General features: G+C 64.5%; 19 protein-coding genes. 12 read left to right on the top strand and 7 right to left on the bottom strand.

The window, feature by feature from the left end; all coding sequences use genetic code 11:
* Positions 1–9 precede the first annotated feature (9 nt).
* Genes SA190iCDA_RS22725 through SA190iCDA_RS22715 form a run of 3 tightly spaced genes read right to left on the bottom strand, consistent with a single transcriptional unit; the run spans position 10 to position 2,829 of the window.
* Positions 10–816: a putative hydro-lyase gene (locus SA190iCDA_RS22725; RefSeq protein ID WP_070886147.1), complete on the bottom strand. Its 807-nt coding sequence runs from the start codon at positions 814–816 to the stop codon at positions 10–12.
* A complete protein-coding gene (locus SA190iCDA_RS22720; protein WP_070886148.1) occupies positions 813–1,583 on the bottom strand; it encodes a LamB/YcsF family protein in 771 nt (256 codons plus the stop codon). Before SA190iCDA_RS22720 ends, SA190iCDA_RS22725 begins: the two co-directional genes overlap by 4 nt.
* A 16-nt stretch (positions 1,584–1,599) precedes the next feature.
* On the bottom strand, positions 1,600–2,829 hold the full coding sequence (locus tag SA190iCDA_RS22715) for an NRAMP family divalent metal transporter (protein ID WP_070886149.1): 1,230 nt from the start codon (positions 2,827–2,829) through the stop codon (positions 1,600–1,602).
* 288 nt (positions 2,830–3,117) lie between these two features.
* On the opposite strand from SA190iCDA_RS22715, the gene SA190iCDA_RS22710 reads away from it, so the two are divergent.
* Positions 3,118–3,780: a GntR family transcriptional regulator gene (locus SA190iCDA_RS22710; RefSeq protein WP_070886150.1), complete on the top strand. Its 663-nt coding sequence runs from the start codon at positions 3,118–3,120 to the stop codon at positions 3,778–3,780.
* Here SA190iCDA_RS22710 and SA190iCDA_RS22705 read toward each other — a convergent pair.
* Both SA190iCDA_RS22705 and SA190iCDA_RS22700 read right to left on the bottom strand, forming a co-directional pair.
* Positions 3,759–4,100 (bottom strand): pyocin activator PrtN family protein, encoded by a 342-nt coding sequence (locus tag SA190iCDA_RS22705; RefSeq protein ID WP_070886151.1) that lies wholly within the window; start codon positions 4,098–4,100, stop codon positions 3,759–3,761. The genes SA190iCDA_RS22710 and SA190iCDA_RS22705 overlap by 22 nt on opposite strands.
* Positions 4,101–4,154: 54 nt before the next feature.
* The gene (locus tag SA190iCDA_RS22700) at positions 4,155–4,811 is read right to left on the bottom strand and encodes an XRE family transcriptional regulator (RefSeq protein WP_070886152.1); all 657 of its coding nucleotides are present in this window, start codon (positions 4,809–4,811) and stop codon (positions 4,155–4,157) included.
* A gap of 187 nt (positions 4,812–4,998) precedes the next feature.
* On the opposite strand from SA190iCDA_RS22700, the gene SA190iCDA_RS22695 reads away from it, so the two are divergent.
* The 8 genes from SA190iCDA_RS22695 to trpC all read left to right on the top strand — a co-directional run bounded on the left by SA190iCDA_RS22695 (position 4,999) and on the right by trpC (position 11,539).
* Positions 4,999–5,355 (top strand): hypothetical protein, encoded by a 357-nt coding sequence (locus SA190iCDA_RS22695; RefSeq protein WP_070886153.1) that lies wholly within the window; start codon positions 4,999–5,001, stop codon positions 5,353–5,355.
* A 408-nt stretch (positions 5,356–5,763) separates the two neighbouring features.
* Positions 5,764–6,123, top strand: a complete 360-nt coding sequence (locus tag SA190iCDA_RS22690; protein WP_070886154.1) for a putative holin — start codon at positions 5,764–5,766, stop codon at positions 6,121–6,123.
* 123 nt (positions 6,124–6,246) lie between these two features.
* Entirely contained in the window at positions 6,247–7,383 is a 1,137-nt protein-coding gene (locus tag SA190iCDA_RS22685; RefSeq protein WP_070886155.1) for a glycoside hydrolase family 5 protein, read from the top strand.
* Positions 7,384–7,442: 59 nt separating this feature from the next.
* Entirely contained in the window at positions 7,443–7,982 is a 540-nt protein-coding gene (locus SA190iCDA_RS22680; protein ID WP_070886156.1) for a glycoside hydrolase family 104 protein, read from the top strand.
* A 239-nt stretch (positions 7,983–8,221) separates the two neighbouring features.
* Positions 8,222–8,374 carry a bacteriocin immunity protein gene (locus SA190iCDA_RS23600; RefSeq protein WP_205881600.1) on the top strand — a complete coding sequence of 51 codons (153 nt, stop codon included), beginning with the start codon at positions 8,222–8,224 and terminating at the stop codon, positions 8,372–8,374.
* 692 nt (positions 8,375–9,066) lie between these two features.
* Positions 9,067–9,663: an aminodeoxychorismate/anthranilate synthase component II gene (locus SA190iCDA_RS22675; RefSeq protein ID WP_070886158.1), complete on the top strand. Its 597-nt coding sequence runs from the start codon at positions 9,067–9,069 to the stop codon at positions 9,661–9,663.
* Entirely contained in the window at positions 9,660–10,706 is a 1,047-nt protein-coding gene (trpD, locus tag SA190iCDA_RS22670; RefSeq protein WP_070886159.1) for an anthranilate phosphoribosyltransferase, read from the top strand. Before SA190iCDA_RS22675 ends, trpD begins: the two co-directional genes overlap by 4 nt.
* A complete protein-coding gene (gene trpC, locus SA190iCDA_RS22665; RefSeq protein ID WP_070886160.1) occupies positions 10,703–11,539 on the top strand; it encodes an indole-3-glycerol phosphate synthase TrpC in 837 nt (278 codons plus the stop codon). Before trpD ends, trpC begins: the two co-directional genes overlap by 4 nt.
* Positions 11,540–11,585: 46 nt before the next feature.
* Here trpC and nadC read toward each other — a convergent pair whose 3' ends face one another.
* The gene (gene nadC, locus SA190iCDA_RS22660; RefSeq protein ID WP_070886161.1) at positions 11,586–12,434 is read right to left on the bottom strand and encodes a carboxylating nicotinate-nucleotide diphosphorylase; all 849 of its coding nucleotides are present in this window, start codon (positions 12,432–12,434) and stop codon (positions 11,586–11,588) included.
* A gap of 290 nt (positions 12,435–12,724) precedes the next feature.
* Here nadC and SA190iCDA_RS22655 point away from each other — a divergent pair, with 290 nt between their 5' ends.
* The 3 genes from SA190iCDA_RS22655 to ampE all read left to right on the top strand — a co-directional run bounded on the left by SA190iCDA_RS22655 (position 12,725) and on the right by ampE (position 16,550).
* The gene (locus SA190iCDA_RS22655) at positions 12,725–15,022 is read left to right on the top strand and encodes a DUF1631 domain-containing protein (protein ID WP_070886162.1); all 2,298 of its coding nucleotides are present in this window, start codon (positions 12,725–12,727) and stop codon (positions 15,020–15,022) included.
* Positions 15,023–15,153: 131 nt separating this feature from the next.
* A complete protein-coding gene (gene ampD, locus SA190iCDA_RS22650; protein WP_070886163.1) occupies positions 15,154–15,717 on the top strand; it encodes a 1,6-anhydro-N-acetylmuramyl-L-alanine amidase AmpD in 564 nt (187 codons plus the stop codon).
* The gene (gene ampE / locus SA190iCDA_RS22645; RefSeq protein WP_070886164.1) at positions 15,714–16,550 is read left to right on the top strand and encodes a regulatory signaling modulator protein AmpE; all 837 of its coding nucleotides are present in this window, start codon (positions 15,714–15,716) and stop codon (positions 16,548–16,550) included. The genes ampD and ampE overlap by 4 nt, the downstream gene beginning before the upstream one ends.
* On the opposite strand, the gene SA190iCDA_RS22640 is transcribed toward ampE, so the two are convergent.
* On the bottom strand, positions 16,547–17,329 hold the full coding sequence (locus tag SA190iCDA_RS22640) for a TatD family hydrolase (protein ID WP_070886165.1): 783 nt from the start codon (positions 17,327–17,329) through the stop codon (positions 16,547–16,549). The genes ampE and SA190iCDA_RS22640 overlap by 4 nt on opposite strands.
* Between the last annotated feature and the right edge of the window lie 94 nt (positions 17,330–17,423).

Raw genomic sequence — 17,423 nt, 5'->3', positions numbered from 1 at the left:
GACCACCTCCTAGACGTGATAGGTGCTGTCAGGCACGTCGGTGATAAACATATGGCCCGGCGAATGGGTGATCGCGAAGGGCACGCCGGAGGCCATGACCGCCGCCTGGGGCGTCACCCCGCAGGCCCAGAACACCGGCACTTCACCGGGCTCGATACGCACCGCGTCGCCGAAATCCGGCTTGTGCAGGTCGACGATGCCCAGACGTTGCGGCTCGCCGATATGCACCGGGGCGCCGTGCACCGAGGGGTAGCGCCCGGAAATGCCGGCGGCCTCGGCGACGCGATCCGCCGGGATCGGCCGCATCGACACCACCATCTCGCCATGCAGGCGGCCCGCCGGGCGACAGGCGCGGTTGCTGCGGTACATCGGTACGTTGCAGCCGTCGGTGATATGCCGCACGTCGATGCCGGCCTCCTGCAGGCCGGTCTCGAAGGTGAAGCTGCAGCCGATCAGGAAGGTCACCATATCGGTGTGCTCGGCCCAGGCGGCGGTGGCGTCGCTGACTTCCTCGGCCAGCTTGCCATCACGCCAGATGCGGTACAGCGGCAGGTCGGTGCGCAGGTCGGCGCCTTCGGCCAGCACGGTGGTCGGGCTGCCGGCATCGGTCACGTCGAGCACCGGGCAGGCCTTGGGATTACGCTGGGCATAGAGCAGAAAATCGTAGGCCCAGTCGCGGGGCAGGGCGATCAGGTTGGCCTGGGTCATACCGGGGGCGACGCCGGCTGACGGTGCGATGCGGCCGTTGCGGTACTCGGCGCGAGCCTGGCGAGCTGCAGCTATCGCTGCTTGCTGGGCGCGTTGAATGGCATTCATTGGTTGGCTCCTGCGAACGCGCTGAGGGATACGCCGGATCGCTCCAGCAGCTGGCGCACCTCGCGGGCCATCTGGATGGCGCCGGGGCTGTCGCCGTGCACGCAGATGGAGTTGGCCTCGATGCGGGCGACGCTGCCGTCGATGGCCTCGACCTCGCCGCTCTGCACCAGGCGCAGCATACGCCGGGCCACCTGTGCGGCATCGTGCAGCACGGCCCCCGGCTCACGGCGCGACACCAGGGTGCCTTGGGGCGTGTAGGCACGGTCGGCGAAGGCTTCGGCGATGCAGGTCAGGCCTTCGCGGCGGGCCAGCTCGATCAGCGGCGAGCCGGCGAGGGCGACCAGCACCAGGCGTGCATCCACGGCACGAATCGCCTCGATCACCGCCAGGGCCTGGCGGGTGTCGTGGGCGATGGTGTTGTACAGCGCGCCGTGGGGCTTCACGTAGCGCACCGCGGTGCCGGCGGCAGTGGCCAGGGCCTGCAGGGCACCGATCTGGTAGATCACGTCGGCGCTCAGCTCGTCGCTGGCCACGTCCATGTTGCGGCGGCCGAAGCCGACCAGGTCCGGGTAGGCGACGTGGGCGCCAATGGTCACGCCCTTGGCGGAGGCCGCCTTGAGGGTACGCAGGATGCCAGCCGGATCGCCGGCGTGGAAACCGCAGGCGACGTTGGCGCTGGTGACGATGTCGAGCATCGCGGCATCGTCGCCCATGGACCACTGGCCGAAGCTCTCGCCCAGATCGCTGTTGAGGTCGATGGTTGGCATGTCGGGTCTCCTAGAGTCAGGCGATGAAGGCGAAGATCGGGCCGATGGACTTGGCCGCCATGTACCAGGTCAGCAGGCAGGTCAGGGCGCCGAGTGCCAGCAGCCAGCGCGGGTAGTGGTAGCCGCCCATGAGGTCGCTGCGGCGCCAGCCCACGTAGACGAAGATGCTCAGGCCGATCGGCAGGATCAGGCCGTTGAAGCCGCCGGCGAACAGCAGCAGGGCCGCCGGTGCGGTGCCCAGTGCCACGTAAATGCTCAGTGACACGGCGATGAACGCCACGGTGGCGTGGTTGCGGCCGCGTTCGCTGATAGCGGGCACGAAGGCGGTAATGAACGACATCGAGGTATAGGCCGCACCGATCACGCTGGTGATGGCCGCCGCCCAGAGCACCAGGCCGAAGGCGCGCAGGCCGAGTTCACCGGCGGCAGCCTGGAACGCCTGGGCAGCCGGGTTGGCGCCCTGGCCCGAGGTGTCGATGACCACGCCGCTGGCGGCCACGCCGAGGATCGCCAGGAACAGCACGTAGCGCATCAGGCCGGTTACCGCGATGCCGCTGAGCGCCGCCTTGGTGACTTCCTTGACGTGCTCCTCGCCGACCAGGCCGCGATCCAGCAGGCGATGGGCGCCGGCATAGGTGATGTAGCCGCCCACGGTGCCGCCGACGATGGTGGTGATGATCGCGAAGTTGATTTCGTCCGGCCAGACGGTCTGGCGCAGCGCTTCGCCCACGGGCGGATTGGAAGCAATGGCGACGAACAGGGTGAGCAGGATCATCAACAGGCCCAGCACCACGATCAGCCGATCGACGGCAACCCCTGCACGTTTGGACAGGAAGATACCGATGGCCACCAGGGCGCTCAACGCGCCGCCCCATTTCGGATCGAGCCCCATCAGCGCGTTCAGGCCCAGGCCGGCCCCGGCGATGTTGCCGACGTTGAACACCAGCCCGCCGAAGATCACCAGCACCGCCAGCAGGTAGCCGCTGCCGGGAATCGCCGCGTTGGCGATGTCCGAGGCGCGCATGCGGGTCAGGGTGACGATGCGCCAGACGTTCAGCTGAACCACGAAGTCGATCAGGATCGAAGCGAGGATGCCGAATGCGAAGGCGGCGCCCATGGTGGCCGTGAAAGTGGCGGTCTGGGTGATGAAACCAGGGCCGATGGCCGAAGTGGCCATCAGGAAGATGGCCGCGATCAGCGATGAGCGGCGTGAGCGGGCGAAGTCGCCGGTGGTCTGGGCCTGCATGGAACACTCCTGGGACGGGGTAACGGTGCAGGGGGTAAGGCAAGCAACATGCCACGTGCAACGAAGAGGCGGGATCTGTTGATTCTAGACGGTTTTATTGTTCAACAATGTATTTTGAATTGATGATCTATTTGCACTGTTTTGTTACTGCGATACCCAGTGGTGATTCACCATGGTGCGCGCGGTGACAACCTGCCCACTTGCCTGGAGCGCGTCGCTCGGAGACCATCGAGTCCCTTTGGCTCCATTTCGATGGCATGGAGTCTGGCCAGGCCTGATGGATCGATGATGAACAACGACGTATCTGACAACCCGCGCACGCTCGGCGAAACCGTGACCGCGGAAATCCGCCGCAAGCTGGTCGAAGGCGAGCTGGTGCCGGGGCAGCGGCTGTCCGAGGCGGCGCTCAGCGAAAGCCTGAATATCTCGCGCAATACCCTGCGCGAAGCCTTTCGGGTGCTGACCCAGGAGGGGTTGCTCAAGCACGAACCCAACCGCGGCGTATTCGTGTCGGTGCCCGACATGGCCTCGATCATCGAGATCTACCGGGCACGGCGCTTCGTCGAGTGCCAGGCACTGGCCCAGGCCTATCCCAAGCACCCTGGGGTCAAGCGCATGGGCGAGGCGGTCAAGGCGGCGCAGCGCAGCGCCCAGGTGGCGGACTGGGGCGCGGTGGGTACGGCCAACATGGCCTTTCACGCCGCCATCGTCGAATTGGCCGACAGCCAGCGGCTGAATACCTTCTATCGGCATCTGTCCGCCGAGCTGCGCCTGGTGTTCGGCCTGCTCAACGACGCCGAATTCCTGCATGCGCCCTACATCGACATGAATGCCTCGATTCTCGAACACCTCGAAGCCGGCCGCCCGCACGACGCCGCCAAGGCGCTGGATGCCTACCTGGTGCAGTCGGAGCGCACCATCCTGGCGGCCTACGCGCGGCGCGGTTCCTGAGTTCTTTCCAGCGAATAACCGCCCTGGGTTTCGGCACACAGGGCGCCTTCGCCACTGGGGTTGGCGGCACTGGCGCAACTGTCGATATAGGCCGCCAGGTGATGCAGTTCTATGAACTTGGGTGCCTTGGCACTGCTGTCCAGGGTGGTGATCGGCAGGTTCAGGCGCCCGCAGGCGATGGCGCGGATGAAGTTGTCCGGGCTCAGGTGACGGAAATACACGGTGCGCACCCGGTCGATGGGCACCAGCACGTCGCCATGGGTGCGGAATAGGAGCTCCAGCGTCGGGAGCGGCAGGTGCGGCTCAGGCTGAGTGTTCATGATTGCGCTCGGTATGGGGTCAGGTCTCGCTGTCAGGGATCATTCGGTACGTCATCATTCTTCGGTGAAACGCGACGATTTGAGGATGCCGCCCACCAGGTGAATCTTGGTGACGTTGTCCTGGTGGATATGGATGGGCGGGTGGTTCTGGTTGACGCTGTCGAAGCGGTACATGCCGTCGCGCAGGTAGATGTACTCCTTGATCATCGCCTGGCCGTCGAGGGTGCGAACCATTACCTCGTCGCCGGCGTGAAACGGCTTGTTCGGCTCGATCAGCACGTATTCGCCGTTCTTGATCCGCGGGTGCATGCTGTCGCCGTTTACCCGCAAGCCGTAGGCATTGGGGTCGTCGCTGTGAATGCGCAGGTAGCCGTCGCCATGGCCGACGGGAAAGTCGATCTCCTCGAAATACCCATGGGTGCCCAGTTGCGCATGCCCCACCACCGGCACGGCACCGCCGCGAGCGTGGCCGACGGCCAGGGTATCGGCTGGCGGTGCTTCCGGCAGGTCATCGGTGCCGGCCAGCTCGGCGAGGCTGACGCCCAGTGCCGGGGCGAGCACCAACAGGTCGGACAAGCCCGGTTCGCGCAGGTCGCTTTCGTAATTGCCGATACGTGACTGGGACGACCAGCCGCAGGCTTCCGCCAGCTGCTGCTGGCTGAGGCCCTTGCTCTTGCGCAGGTGTTTGATGCGTTGGCCCAGGGTTTCCATCACGCTCCTCCAGTAATCACGTTGTGAAATATTTATAGCGCAATTTCCGCCTTGAATAAAACACGTTTCGTGTTTATCTTTGAGATAACGATGACCGGTAAGGTGCCTGGCGCGACCCAGGGTCGGGCCTTCGCCTGCCGGGTCGAATTGGTATCGGGGCCATCAGAGATGGCGGGAGGAAAGCAGAATGATTCCCTATATAGACGAGGCACTGCAGCGTTGGGCCGAGGCGCAGGCAAGCGAAGCGGATTGCGCATCCAACATGGGCAGCAGCGTGATCGCCTCACTGATGGCATCACAAGGTGTGCTGAATCGCGCTGCCCGAGGCAGCCGCGTGCTGGTCGACAGGGCTACCGAGATCGACTGGATCGTCCGCAAGCACCTCCCGCCCGAGCGGCGCCAGGTGGTCATCGAGCAGTACTGCAGCGACCGGCCACAGAGTGAGAAATGGGCTGCCTGCGGGTGCAGCCGTGCGCAGTTCTATCGACGGCTGGGTCAGGCCCATAAGGCCATCGAATCACAGCTTCTGAAGCGCGCCGCCTGAGCGCGCTTTTCATTTCTGCCGGCAGCGGTTCTCGCGGTTCGGCCTGCATCCTCTGTTGAAAACTGCACTCTCGTGTCAGGCACGGGGCGCCTTTGCGCGCGCCCATTACCTGGGGCAGGCAGCCTGAGTTCGTCGCATGTCCGCTGATTTCCCATTGCCTCGGCGCTGATTCACGCTGTGCCCTTGAGAGCCCGAGAATCGGGGGGTATACATTGATCACCGTCACAGAGGTGGGCAAGCAGTCAGCCCGCCTCCTGACTCATCCATTGCTACCCGTTGCGCCCGATGGCGCGCTGCAACACCCGACCTTCCTTTGGCAGAGCCCCGCCCGTGCGGGGCTCTGTCGTTTCAGGGGGCGGCATAACCTCAATATCGTCGGGGCCGTCGGCCTCGGGGAGTACGATAACAATGACTGAATACAGCGGCGCCGTGCTGTTCGGCGTGCTCGGCGAGCATCTCGCCGCGCTGATCGCTCCAATCAATGGCGAGGCAGCTGTCGGTGCCTTGTGCGGGGCCCTGGTGTACTTCACCACTATCCAGAATCTGCCCATGTGGAATCGACTGGCGTTTTTCCTGACGTCGGCGGTGATGGGGTACCTCTGTGCCCCGGCCATCACCGACTTCCAGCTGCACGGCATCCACCCCTTCGCCTATCCGGGGCCTGCCGGCTTCGCCGGCGCCGGGTTGGTGGTGACGCTGATGCTGGCCGCCATTCGGCGCCGTGGCGGCAGCATGCACGACAAGCCGCCAGGCGACCGAGACGCCTGACTCGGCCGCCGGGCTGCAACTGGCAACAACCGCTACCTGAACCCGTACAGCGGCGCATTCCGTGCCGCCGTACTCACCCTGGCCCGCCACCGTGCGGGCTTTTTCATGTCTGGAGGAAACACCATGGCTATCAAGACCTTTGACCAAATGGCCGCTGCCGGCCAATTCCCGCTGATCGGCTTCAACGCCGCGGGCCTGGGCAACAACCCCTATGTCGACGTCATCGCCACCGCGCGCTTGGACACCCACTACGTGACCGTCGCGCCGCGCGGTCACCAGCCGGACTACATCAAGTCCTATGCCGGTGGCCTGGGCGGCAAGCCCTTTGCCGTGCGCTTGCCGTTCGCCGGTGAGCGCATCGCCATTCTCGATGGCGCCGGCGGCTTCACGCTGCGGCAGAGCTACGTGGAGGAGATTCGCCGTGCCATCCGACATATCCATAGCTGGGGTGGCTTCTCGCTGCTCGACATGCACAACTATTGCCGCTGGTACGTGCGCGCCAACGGACCGGTGAGCGGCCGCGTGGTGCAGGCATGGAACGGCGGCTTCGCCCTGTGGACGGCCATCGGCGCGCCCGACTGCCCGGTCAACTACCCGCTGCTGGCGCGCATCTGGGCGGCCATCGCCCGTGAACTGCGCGACGAGCCCGGGCTGTTCGGCTACGGCCTGATGAACGAGCCGCACAACATGGGCAGCGTGCCCGACGGTGGCGTCAACGTCGAAAGCCTGTGGACCAACAACGTGCAGCAGTTGATCACCGCGGTGCGCGAGGTCGACCCGCGGCACTTCATCACCGTGGCCGGCAATGCCTTCGCCTCGGCACTGGACTGGCCGCGGCGCTCCGACGCTCTCAAGAATCTCCAGGACCCTGGAGGCCGACTGCTCTACGAGGCGCACCAATACCCGGACAAGAACGGGCAGGGCGGCGGCAAGTGGAACCAGGCCGCCGACTCGATCACCTACCGCGACCGGGTGGCCGACTGGTATCCCTTCATCGACTGGCTCAAGGCCAATGGCAAGCGTGGCATCGCCGGTGAGTTCGGCGGGCCGGATCACGTGGCGGGCATGCGCACCTACTTCGCCGAGCTGCACAAGTACTTCGATGCCAACCACATCCTGCGTTTCCAGTGGCTCGCCGGCCCTGGCGATGACGACGACAACCCCAACGGCATGGACCGCGACGACGGCACCCTGAAACCCAATACACGCTCGCTGATGGCCCGCATCGGCAACACCACCACGGCCTATGGGCCCCGCTGAGCCACCCCAATGACCCGCTTCGGCGGGTCATTCCTTTTTTATAGCATTGGAGAATTCCCATGGCCCGACTTACTGCCACCCAGGCGGGTGGCCACAACGTACTCGCCTTTCTCGACATGCTCGCCTGGAGCGAAGGCACCTCGACCGTCGTCAACAGCGACGACGGCTACAACGTGCTGGTGGGAGGCAGCCTGTTCGACGACTACAGCGCCCATCCGCGTCAGCTCATCGAACTGCCGCGCTACGACATTCAATCCACGGCGGCTGGCCGCTACCAGTTCCTGGCCCGCACCTGGGATGCCATCGTAGAGCTCTATGACTTTCGCGGTCGCTTCACGCCAGAGGCCCAGGACCTGGCCGCCGTGAAGCTGCTCGAAGAATGCGGCGCACTCGCGCCCATTCAGGCCGGCCAGGTGGCCGAAGCGATCAGGGCGGCAGCGCCCATCTGGGCCAGCTTGCCGGGCGCCGGCTATGGCCAGCGCGAGCACGATCTTGGCGCACTGCTGCGCATCTACCGTCAGGAACTGGCAGCCCAGGCACGTGATCAGGATGACCTGCTCGCCATGTTCATCGCCTGCGGCGGGCAGGTGGCGGCATGACCTCGCCAACGGATTCGCGACGCCAGAGAGTCAGCCGCTCTCCGGCTATTCACGCGGCCAGCGCATCAATCGAACCGGTTGCGCAGCACTGGTACCCAGGCACTAAATTGAAATACAGGCGAACCAGGGGAGGCTTATCTTGCCCAGTAAACTTGAAGAGTTCACCGAAGCTGCGTTTCTCGCGTACCTGAAAGAGCTGTGGCGCTGATTTCAAAAGTGAAGCTGAGAGTGATGAGGCGATTCGCAAGTTCGTAGCGATCGCTGATCATCCTAGCGGCACAGATCTTTTGTTTTATCCTCCTGCTACCCGCCCTGATACACCTGAGGGTGTTTTGCAGGAGATCAAGGAGTGGCGAGCTGCCAATGGCAAACCGTTGTTCAAGAGCGAGTAGTTCGCCTCAACGCTAAATGTTATAGGTCTAGGAGCCTTTGCGAAGGCTCCACTTAATCTTGGCCTCGCCTTTCGAGCAGGGCATGAGCGGCCGCGACATGATGAGACGTTATGTGTATTGAGTCCGTCCGGCACCGGCCCGCTCTGCGGCTCATTGACGTTGCCAGCGCCTGACCCGCTCAGGGCGTGCGGATCGTTCTACTCGATCACCACGGCAAGCGGCAGGTGTAGGGGATGGCGCTCTACACGCTGTGCTCCAGCAGGTCGAGCAGCAGCTGCGTTGTCCGCGGCTGCGCCTGGACAGCACCGGCAAGCCCCCGAGCGTCTGCCAGGAGGTAGCGAGGTCGGCCAATAACGGCGTGTGGTTCAGCTGACGTAAAGCGCTGATCTCTTGTCTGTCCAGAGCGCTGTGCCAGTTGCACGCCAAGGCTCTGCTGGGCTACTGTGCTGCAAGATAAACGCGAGACCTCCTTCGTGAACGCCAGCAGCACCCTTCTGATGCGCCTCATCAAAGCCCACGCCCGTTGGCGTTGGCGCGCCTGATCTTTTCTCCGGCCCAGCCGGACGATTCTCTCTGCCCTGCTCGAACCCTCAACAGACATTCTCCCAGCCGTAGAAGCCTGGAAGACAGGAGGGGATATCGAAACCGGGGCGACTGGCTCAAGAGCAGTCCATCAAAGGGTTAAATCCAACATGCTGCTGATGATCGACAACTACGATTCCTTTACCTACAACGTGGTGCAGTACCTGGGCGAACTGGGTGCCGATGTCCACGTCATCCGCAATGACGAGCTGACCATCGCCGAGATCGAGACCTTGGGGCCCGAGCGCATCGTCGTCTCCCCCGGCCCCTGCACGCCAACCGAAGCGGGCGTGTCCATCGAGGCCATCCTGCATTTCGCCGGCAAGCTGCCGATCCTCGGCGTCTGCCTGGGCCACCAGAGCATCGGCCAGGCCTATGGCGGCGACGTGGTACGCGCACGCCAGGTGATGCATGGCAAGACCAGCCCGGTATTTCACGAGAACAAGGGCGTGTTCGCCGGCCTGGCGATGCCGGTGACCGTGACCCGCTACCACTCGTTGGTGGTCAAGCGCGAGACCCTGCCCGACTGCCTCGAGGTAACCGCCTGGACGCAGCACGAGGACGGCACCGTCGACGAGATCATGGGCCTGCGCCACAAGACCCTGAACGTCGAGGGCGTGCAGTTCCATCCCGAATCGATCCTGACCGAGCAAGGCCACGAACTGTTTGCCAACTTCCTCAAGCAGACCGGAGGCGTGCGCCCATGAACATCAAGGAAGCCCTCAACCGCATCGTCGCCCAGCTCGACCTGAGCACCGAGGAAATGCGCGATGTGATGCGCGAAATCATGACCGGCCAGTGCACCGACGCGCAGATCGGCGCGTTCCTGATGGGCATGCGCATGAAGAGCGAAACCATCGACGAGATCGTCGGCGCCGCCAGCGTGATGCGCGAACTTGCCTCGCCGGTGGAGATCGCCGCCGAGCGCCTGGTGGACACCTGCGGCACCGGTGGCGACGGTATGAACATCTTCAACGTCTCCACCGCCGCGGCCTTCGTCGTCGCGGCAGCGGGCGGCAAGGTGGCCAAGCACGGCAACCGCGCGGTGTCGGGCAAGAGCGGCAGCGCCGACCTGCTCGAAGCTGCCGGTATCTACCTGGGGCTCACTCCGGTGCAGGTGGCGCGCTGCGTAGAGACCGTCGGCGTCGGCTTCATGTTCGCCCCGTCCCACCATGGCGCCATGAAGCATGCCATCGGCCCGCGTCGCGAGCTGGGTTTGCGCACGCTGTTCAACATGCTCGGGCCGATGACCAATCCGGCCGGCGCCAGACACCAGGTGGTCGGCGTGTTCAGCCAGGCATTGTGCCGGCCGATGGCCGAGGTGCTGCAGCGCCTGGGCAGCGAACACGTGCTGGTGGTGCACGCCCAGGACGGTCTCGACGAGATCAGCCTGGCGGCGCCGACCTTCGTCGCCGAGCTGAAGAGTGGCGTGGTCAGCGAGTATCGCATCCAGCCCGAGGATTTCGGCATCAAGAGCCAGAGCCTGATCGGCCTGACCGTCGAGGGCGCCGAGCAGTCCCTGGAACTGATTCGCGATGCCTTGGGCCGCCGCAAGAGCGAGGCCGGCCAGAAGGCCGCCGAGATCATCGTGCTCAATGCCGGCGCGGCGCTCTATGCGGCCGATCACGCCGACACCCTGCATGACGGCATGAGCCTGGCCCACGACGCCCTGCACACCGGCCTGGCTCGGGAAAAGATGGAAGAGCTGGTGTCCTTTACCGCGGTATTCAAACAGGAGAATGAAGGGTGAGCATTCCCACCGTTCTGGAAAACATCCTTGCCCGCAAGGCCGAAGAAGTGGCGGCCCGTCGCGCCGTGGTCAGCCTGGCCGAGGTCGAGCGCGACGCCCGTGCTGCCGACCCGGTACGTGGTTTCGCCAATGCGCTGATCGAGCAGGCCAAGAGCAAACAGCCGGCGGTGATCGCCGAGATCAAGAAGGCGTCACCGAGCAAGGGCGTGCTGCGCGAGAACTTCGTGCCGGCGGACCTTGCCCGCAGTTATGAGGAGGGCGGCGCCACCTGCCTGTCGATTCTTACCGATATCGATTTCTTCCAGGGCGCCGACCGCTACCTGCAGCAAGCCCGCAGCGCCTGCTCGTTGCCGGTGATCCGCAAGGATTTCATGATCGACCCTTACCAGATCGTCGAGGCCCGGGCGCTGGGCGCCGACTGCGTGCTGCTGATCGTCTCCGCGTTGTCCGATGTGCAGATGGGCGAGCTGGCAGCGACCGCCAAGGCATTCGACCTCGATGTGCTGGTGGAAGTGCATGACGGCGACGAGCTCGAGCGTGCACTCAATGTGCTCGATACGCCGCTGGTGGGCGTGAACAACCGCAACCTGCACACCTTCGAGGTCAGTTTGGAAACCACCCTCGACCTGCTGCCGCGCATCCCCCGTGATCGCCTGGTGGTCACCGAGAGTGGCATCCTCAACCGCGCCGATGTGGAGCTGATGGAGATCAGCGAGGTGTATGCCTTCCTGGTCGGCGAAGCCTTCATGCGCGCCGAGAACCCGGGCTCCGAGCTGGAGCGCCTGTTCTTTCCCGAACGCAAGCGGCTGCTCGGCAGCCCGGACGTGGACTGATAAAAAACGGCGCCCTCGAGGCGCCGTTTTTCATTCGCTGTGATGGTTACAGCGACAGGCGCATGGACAGGTCCACCGCCTTGACGTCCTTGGTCAGGGTGCCGATGGAAATGTAGTCCACGCCGGTCTCGGCGATGCCGCGCAGGGTGCTGTCGTCGATCCCGCCCGAAGCCTCCAGCTTGGCGCGGCCTGCGGTGAGGGCCACCGCGCGGCGCATGTCGTCCAGCGACAGCTCGTCGAGCATGACGATATCGGCACCGGCGGCGAGGGCCTGCTGCAGTTCGTCCAGGCTTTCCACCTCCACCTCGACCGGTTTGCCCGGCGCGATGGTCCGTGCGCTCGCCACCGCTGCCGCGATCCCGCCGCAGGCCGCGATATGGTTTTCCTTGATAAGGAAGGCGTCGAACAAGCCAATGCGGTGATTGTGGCAGCCGCCCTGGGTGACCGCATATTTCTGCGCCAGGCGCAGGCCGGGCAGGGTCTTGCGGGTGTCGAGCAGCTTCACCGCGGTGCCTTCGACCAGATCGGCGTAGTGCTGGCAGCGTGTGGCGACAGCCGACAGCGTCTGCAGGAAATTCAGCGCCGTGCGCTCACCACTGAGCAGTGCGCGCGCCGGCCCCTCGAGGTGGAAGAGCGCCTGGTTGGGTTCGGCCCGCTGCCCATCCTGCACCTGCCAGTGCACGGCGACCCGGGCATCGAGCTGGCGAAACACCTCATCGACCCAGGCTGTGCCGCAGATCACCGCGCCGTCACGGGTGATCACGCTAGCATTGGCCAGGCGCGACTCGGGAATCAGCTGGGCGGTGATGTCCCCACTGCCAATGTCTTCGCGCAGGCTGCGGCGGACATTGGCCTCGATTTCGGCACGAAGCTCGGCGAGCAGTAAATTCGGCATGGCGCCTCCGATTGGCTGAGGCGGCGAGTATAAGGGCTGCGACTGCCACTGTTACGTTCATCGGGTAAAAATGAACCCTGCCTGTAACGATCGGTCACATGGGCAGTTCGCCGGCAGCCCGTCGGGTGGGCTGTGATGCATTTCATATCTGCAGGAAATAGCTTTGGCATCTCCTGTAGCAATCCGATATGTTTTAATACAGAAGTGTTGACGTCATACTCTTGACGTTGAAGCGGTGCTCGCATTCCTGTTTCAGTTTGCTTCGCCAGCGCTCTGCGCAGGAGATCCTGATGAAGACCGATGCCAACGTAGTGCATCTGAACAAGATGGTTCCTGAAACGGCCCACCCGGCGGCCGCCAGGTTGCCTGCATCGCTCATTCAGGTTCGCGACCGTGCTGCCACCCAGCTCAAGCAGGCGTTGCAGGCATTGTTCGACAATGCCGACGACACCCTGTTCGACATGGCGGATCGCGCCACCAGCAATGCCGAGCAAAACGCCTTTTTCGAAGCCATGCGCGACCTGCGCCTCAAGCGCAAGGGCATCGAGCGCGGTTTCCTGCAACGGGTCTTCGAGTCCTTCGCCAGCCTGAACCAGCACGTGGTCGGCAAGACGCCGACCCTGGATGCCGTATCCTTCGACAGCCTGTCTCTGGTGCAGAACGACGAGCTGGAAGAAACCGTCGCGCTGGACTCGATGATCGCCAAGGTACTGAGCCGTGACCAGGTGGCGCTCACTCACCTGACCACGCGGCTGAATGCCATTGTCAGCAAGAAGCTCGACGACAAGTCCAACCCCCTCGGCCCGGTCTCGCTCAGCGAGCTGTTCCTCGAGTCCTGCAGCGGTCTGGGCGTGGAAATCAAGGTCAAGCTGATCATCCTCAAACTGTTCGAGAAGTACGTGCTCAGTGGCCTCGACCAGTTGTACAGCGACTCCAATGGGGTGCTGATCGAAGCCGGCGTGTTGCCGGAGCTGAAGGCCGTGGCGGCCCGCCGCGCATCCGCCCATGGCCGCCCCGAGCGCAGTGATCCGGTGGATGGTTTCGAGCGCTCTGCCGGGTTCGTCGACGACGAGGTGCGCGAGGTGTTCGGCGCGCTGCAGGAGTTGCTGTCGCAAACCCGTGAGGGCGTGGCGCCGCGGCGCCAGGCGCCGGCCAATGCGATGCCGATTTCCACCAACGACCTGATGCGTCTGCTCTCCCATCTGCAGCAGCGTGCGCCGATCCAGGCGCCCACGGATGTCGACCTGCGTGCTCAGCTCGAGCACCTGCTGACCCGCGCCAGCGCCAAGAGCGGCCGTGTGCGGGTGGTGGGCGAGGTCGATGAAGACGTCATCAACCTGGTGTCGATGCTGTTCGAGTTCATCCTCGACGACCGCAGCCTGCCGGATTCGCTGAAGGCGCTGATTGCCCGCCTGCAGATCCCCATGCTCAAGGTCGCGGTGCTCGACAAGACTTTCTTCAGCCGCGGCAGCCACCCGGCGCGCCGTCTGCTCAACGAGATCGCCACCGCCGCGCTTGGCTGGGGTGACCACGACAGCAATCAGCGCGACAGCCTCTATCAGAAGATCGAGCAGGTCGTGGGGCGTCTGCTCAACGATTTCACCGATGATCCGGCGATCTTCTCCGAGTTGCTGGCCGATTTCCTGGCGTTCACCGGTGACGAACGCCGCCGCAGCGAGTTGCTCGAACAGCGCACTCGCGACGCCGAAGAGGGCAGTGCACGCGCCGAGATGGCGCGCCGCGAAGTGGAGCAGGCACTGAACGATCGCCTGCTCGGCAAGACCCTGCCCGAGGTGGTGGTGCGTCTGCTGCGCGAGGCCTGGAGCAAGGTCATGATGCTGACCTGCCTCAAGCACGGTACCGGCTCCGAGCAGTGGCAGAGCACCCTCGCCACCATGGACGAGCTGATCTGGAGCGTGGAACCCCACGACAATCCGGAGGCGCGCCTGCGCCTGCTGGAACTGGTGCCCGGCCTGCTCAAGGCGCTGCGCGAAGGCATGGCCAGCGCGGCGTTCGACCCGTTCTCCACCAGTGAATTCTTCAGCCAGCTCGAAGCCCTCCACGTGCAGGCCTTTCAGCGCTTCAAGCGCGCCATCCCCGACGTCGAGCGCGCTGCGCCGACCGAGTCCGATGAAGTGCAGCGCTCGGCGCTTTCTGCCGTCGGTATCGAGCTGCCATTGCTGGACCTGCAACCGGAAGAGGACGGCGGCATATCGGCGATGGTCGAGATCGTTGAGGAGATCGTGCTCGAAGCGCCGGGTCAGCCGCGCAGCGAGCCGCAAGACGAGCCGGTCCTGGCCGACGACGATGAATCGCTGCTGCACGTCGATAGCTTGCGGGTCGGCAGCTGGGTCGAATTCCAGGAAGACGACGAGCACAAGCTGCGCTGCAAACTGGCGGCGATCATCAAGCCGACCGGCAAGTACATCTTCGTCAACCGTACCGGCATGAAGGTGCTCGAGAAGACCCGCATGGGCCTGGCCGTGGAGTTCCGCCGCAACGCGGTGCGGCTGCTCGACGATGCGCTGCTGTTCGACCGCGCCCTGGAGTCGGTGATCGGCAACCTGCGGCGTCTCAAGGGCGCCTGAACCCCGGTTGCTCGTTTGACCCGTTATTTTCTCACGGCCCGCCAGGGCCGTGAGTCGTTGTGGTCGCTGCAACGCGGCTTGCGCTGAAACGTCGACAGCCCCTAGAGTGTGCGCTCGTTCGAGGAGCACCTATGCGCAAGCCACTCGAAGACGGCTGGTATCAGGGGATTCAGCACTGTCCTTCGCCCAACTTCAACGAACGTCCGCAGGGCGAGATTTCCCTGCTGGTCATTCACAACATCAGCCTGCCGCCGGGTCAGTTCGGTACCGGCCAGGTGCAGGCGTTCTTCACCAACCGGCTGCAGGCTGAGGCGCACCCCTACTTCGCGGAGATCGCCAGCATGACGGTGTCAGCGCACTTTCTGATCGAGCGCGACGGCACCCTGGTGCAATTCGTATCCTGCCTGGATCGGGCCTGGCACGCCGGTGTGTCCTGCTTCGAGGGGCGCGAGAACTGCAACGATTTTTCGCTGGGCATCGAGCTCGAAGGCACGGATCATCTACCGTTCACGGACGCGCAGTACGCTGCCCTGACGCAGCTGACGCAAGCGCTGCAGGCGGCCTATCCGGCCATCACCCTGGCGCGCATCTGTGGGCACAGCGATATCGCCCCGGGCCGCAAGACCGACCCCGGGCCGGCATTCGACTGGGCGCGGCTGCGCTCGTCACTGATGACTGATAAGGAGGCATCATGAGTTTCCTGGTGTTGCTGCTGGTGCTGTGGGTGGAGAAGTTTTCCGCCTGGCGTCAGCGTATCCAGCAGGATGAACCCTGGCTGCGTGCCCTGGCGCGAATGGAGCGCGGCGGTACCACCAGCGATTCGCCCTGGCTGGCCATCGCGCTGCTGGTGGGTGTGCCGCTGCTGATTCTGGCGGCGGTCCTTAAATTGCTGGCGCCCCTGGCGTACGGCTGGTTGCTGTTGCCGATCCATCTGCTGGTGGTGATCTACAGCCTGGGCCGGGGCGATGTGCTGGCGGCACTCGGGCCGTTTCGCGACAGCTGGCGGCGCGGCGATGGCGAAGCGGCCTACCTGGTCGCCCAGCGCGACCTGGGCGTGCAGGCCGACGGTGAAGCGACGCTGCTGCCGAACGTGCAGACCTACCTGGTCTGGCAGGCCTATCAGAGCTTTTTCGCGGTGATCTTCTGGTATGTGCTGCTGGGGCCGCTCGCCGCGCTGGCCTATCGCTTGCTGGCGTTGATCGTCGAGAACGGTCAGTCCGAGGCACTGCGCGAGCGCGCCGGCCAGCTACGGCATGCCTTCGACTGGTTGCCGGTGCGGGTGTTGGCAGCCAGCTTCGCGCTGGTCGGCAATTTCATCGCGGTCAGCCGCGCGCTGTTGCACGAAGTGCTGAGCTGGGACATCTCGGCTGCGCAACTGGCAGTCGGCGCGGCGCGTGCCGCTGCCGAAACGCCGGAACCGGTGCTCGGCGAGGCGGGCGTGACGACGCTGGACGGCCTGTGGCAGTTGCTGGTGCGCGCGGCCATCCTCTGGTACGCCGCTATCGCACTGTGGACGTTGTTCTTCTAATCCAGCCAGCCGAACAGTGCTGCCGCATTGCGGCTGCTGGCGGCGGCCAGCACCTCTGGCTCCACCGCCAACAGTGTGGCCAGCTCACGGCAGATCGCCAGCAGGTGCACCGGGCTGTTACGGATGTTGGGATGGGTCGCCGGCGCCATGTCCGGTGAGTCGGTTTCCAGCACCACGGCGTCGAGCGGCAGACGCGGCACGACCTGGCGCAGGCGCTTGGCCTGGGGCCAGGTGGCTGCGCCGCCCAATCCCAGCCTGAAACCCAGTTTCATGTATTCCCGGGCTTCCTCGTAGCTGCCGGCGAAGGCGTGGATGATGCCGGCCCGCTGCAGCTTGAAGCGTTTGAGGGTGGCGATCACCTGGGCATGGGCGCGCCGCACGTGCAGCAGCACGGGCAATTCGAGGCGCTGGGCAAGTACCAGCTGCGCCTCGAAGAGCACCTGCTGGCGCTGCCGATCCAGCTCCGGCAGGTAGTAATCCAGCCCGAATTCGCCCACCGCACACAGCTTCTCATGACCCTGCAGCTTCTCCAGCCATTGTTCCAGTGCATGCAGGTGGTATGGCCGATGGCTGTCCAGATACACCGGATGCAGGCCAAAGGCGGCGTACAGCCCCTCGTGCACCAGCACCTGATCCCACAGGCGCTGCCAGTTGCCGTGCTCGACGCCCAGTATCACCAGCTTTTCGATGCCGAGGGCGCGAGCGGCGGCCAGCACCTGGGGGCGGTCCGCGTCGAAGTCTGGGAAGTCGAGATGGGTGTGGGTGTCGATCAGTTGCATGGTGCCTGCCCGGTGTCGAGGTTGTATGAACGGCAGGTTTGTACACCTGCGTGACAACATTCTGTGAGTCATTCCTGGCATTGGCCAGTCGAAC

The organism is Pseudomonas argentinensis (assembly GCF_001839655.2).
GTDB classification, from domain to species: Bacteria; Pseudomonadota; Gammaproteobacteria; order Pseudomonadales; family Pseudomonadaceae; genus Aquipseudomonas; species Aquipseudomonas argentinensis_B.
The sequence above is the reverse complement of the archived record's forward strand: the minus strand, read 5'-3'. Positions and strand labels throughout refer to the sequence as shown.